General features: G+C 63.4%; 4 protein-coding genes. All 4 read left to right on the top strand.

The features are described 5' to 3' along the window. Window positions 1-597, top strand: a 597-nt coding sequence (locus EN939_RS28975; protein WP_164751307.1) for an ACP S-malonyltransferase, incomplete at its 5' end; no start/stop codon positions are given. A 57-nt stretch (window positions 598-654) separates the two neighbouring features. After that, the gene (fabG, locus tag EN939_RS28970; RefSeq protein WP_127271122.1) at window positions 655-1,392 is read left to right on the top strand and encodes a 3-oxoacyl-[acyl-carrier-protein] reductase; all 738 of its coding nucleotides are present in this window, start codon (window positions 655-657) and stop codon (window positions 1,390-1,392) included. Between the two features lie 210 nt (window positions 1,393-1,602). Next, window positions 1,603-1,839, top strand: coding sequence for an acyl carrier protein (locus tag EN939_RS28965; RefSeq protein WP_006203723.1), 237 nt, complete (start codon window positions 1,603-1,605; stop codon window positions 1,837-1,839). A 34-nt stretch (window positions 1,840-1,873) separates the two neighbouring features. Beyond that, on the top strand, window positions 1,874-2,671 hold a 798-nt coding region (locus EN939_RS28960), incomplete at its 3' end, for a beta-ketoacyl synthase N-terminal-like domain-containing protein (protein ID WP_272483116.1).

Here is a 2,671-nt window from a genome sequence, read left to right as displayed (position 1 = left end):
CTGCGCATACGCGGCAATGCCATGCAGGCGGCGGTGCCGGCCGGCGAGGGCGCCATGGCGGCGATCATCGGATTGGAACATGCCGATGTCGAAGCCGCTTGCGCGGAAGCCGCCAAAGGCTCTGTCTGCCAGATCGCCAACGACAATGGCGGTGGCCAACTGGTCATCTCCGGCGCCAAGGCCGCGGTCGAACTGGCCGCGAAACTGTGCACCGAGAAAGGCGCCAAACGCGCGCTGATGCTGCAGGTGTCCGCGCCCTTCCATTCCGCGCTGATGGCGCCGGCCGCGAACGTCATGCGCGAAGCCCTGGCCGGCGTGGCAAAGAACGCGCCGGTGGTTCCCGTCCTCTCCAATGTTACGGTCAGCCCGACCAGCGATCCAGACGAGATCGCCCGCCGCCTGGTCGAACAGATAACCGGCCGCGTGCGTTGGCGCGAGACGGTGGAATGGTTCGGCGCAAACGGCGTCACCACGCTTTACGAGATCGGCGCCGGCAAGGTGCTTTCAGGATTGGCGCGGCGCATCAACCGCGATGTCGCCACCGCGTCGGTCGGCACCGCGGCTGACGTCGAGGCGGCCATGGCGGCGCTTGCATAAAGCGTCATTTGATCCCATCCCTGTAAAGGGTGTTCTCTTCTCAATCAGGAGACAAAAATGTTCGAATTGACTGGCCGCAAGGCGCTCGTCACCGGCGCATCCGGCGGCATCGGCGAGGCGATCGCCAGGATGTTGCATGCGCAGGGCGCGATCGTCGGCCTGCATGGCACCCGCGTCGAGAAACTGGAAGCGCTGGCTAGCGAGCTTGGCGACCGGGTCAAGCTGTTCCCGGCCAATTTGTCCAACCGTGAGGAGGTCAAGGCGCTCGGCCAGAAAGCCGAAGCCGATCTCGAAGGCGTCGACATCCTGGTCAACAACGCCGGCATCACCAAGGACGGCCTGTTCGTGCGCATGTCGGATGCCGACTGGGACAGCGTGCTCGAGGTCAACCTGACCGCCGTGTTCAGGCTGACCCGCGAACTCACCCACCCGATGATGCGCCGCCGCCATGGCCGCATCATCAACATCACCTCGGTGGTCGGCATCACCGGCAATCCCGGCCAGACCAATTACTGCGCCTCAAAGGCCGGCATGATCGGCTTCTCCAAATCGCTGGCACAGGAGATCGCCACCCGCAACATCACCGTCAACTGCGTCGCCCCGGGCTTCATCGAATCGGCGATGACCGACAAGCTCAACGACAAGCAGAAAGAGGCGATCATGGCGGCGATCCCGACGCGGCGCATGGGCACCAGCGTTGAAGTCGCGTCCGCCGTCGCTTATCTCGCCTCCAACGAAGCCGCCTACGTCACTGGCCAGACCATCCACGTAAATGGCGGCATGGCTATGATTTGACGAGGTTCGGCAGCAACGCCGGCGGGTTGTGAAAAGAGACCATTTCGGCTTGGACCTCAGCTATTTTTCGTGTAATGCGGCCCGCAACCCGGCGGTTCGGGCAAAAACCGGTCCGTAGTCGTTGCGTTTCCGGCAGGACCATCTTTCAGCTTGATTAGCGGCATTCTGCCCGCTAACGAAGACAGACAAACAAAAGACGAGGATGCCCAAATGAGTGACACCGCAGAGCGCGTCAAGAAGATCGTCATCGAGCACCTTGGCGTCGATGCCGACAAAGTGACGGAGCAGGCGAGCTTCATCGATGATCTGGGCGCCGACAGCCTCGACACGGTCGAACTCGTCATGGCGTTCGAAGAAGAATTCGGCGTCGAGATTCCCGACGATGCGGCTGAGACCATCCTGACCGTTGGCGATGCCGTGAAGTACATCGACAAGGCTTCGGCCTGACGCTTTCCGCAGTCATCACCGGGGAGGACCTGCGATGAGGCGTGTCGTCGTCACGGGCCTTGGGTTGCTGTCGCCGTTCGGCATGGGCTTCGAGCACAGCTGGAAGGAACTTCTGACCGGCCGCAGCGCTGCCAAGCGCATCACTGAGTTCGAGGTGGAGGATCTTGCCTGCAAGATCGCCCACGTCATTCCGCGTGGTGACGGCAGCAATGCCACCTTCAATCCCGAGGCCGTGCTCGAGCCCAAGGAACTGCGCAAGATCGGCGACTTCATCCTTTACGGGATTGCCGCCGCCGACGAGGCGCTGAAGGATTCCGGCTGGGAACCCAAGACGCATGAAGAGCGGTGTGCCACCGGCGTCCTGATCGGCTCCGGCATCGGCGGCATCGAGGGCATCGCCGAGAACGCGATGATCCTCAAGGAGCGCGGCCCGCGCCGCATCAGCCCTTTCTTCATCCCGGGCCAGATCATCAATCTCGTCTCCGGGCAGGTTTCGATCCGGCACGGACTGAAAGGCCCGAACCATGCCGTCGTCACGGCCTGTTCGACCGGCGCGCACGCCATTGGCGATGCTGCCCGGTTGATCATGTGGGGCGATGCCGACGTGATGGTCGCCGGTGGCGCCGAAGCGCCGGTGACGCGGCTGTCGATCGCCGGCTTTGCCGCATGCCGGGCACTGTCGACGGAACGCAATGATTCGCCGCAAACGGCGTCGCGACCCTATGATCGCGACCGCGACGGCTTCGTCATGGGCGAGGGCGCCGGCGTTGTCGTGCTCGAGGAGCTCGAACATGCCAGGGCGCGCGGCGCCAAGATCTATGCCGAGGTGACG

The organism is Mesorhizobium sp. M7A.F.Ca.CA.002.05.1.1 (genome assembly GCF_003998335.1).
Classification (GTDB): Bacteria; Pseudomonadota; Alphaproteobacteria; order Rhizobiales; family Rhizobiaceae; genus Mesorhizobium.
The sequence above is the reverse complement of the archived record's forward strand: the minus strand, read 5'-3'. Positions and strand labels throughout refer to the sequence as shown.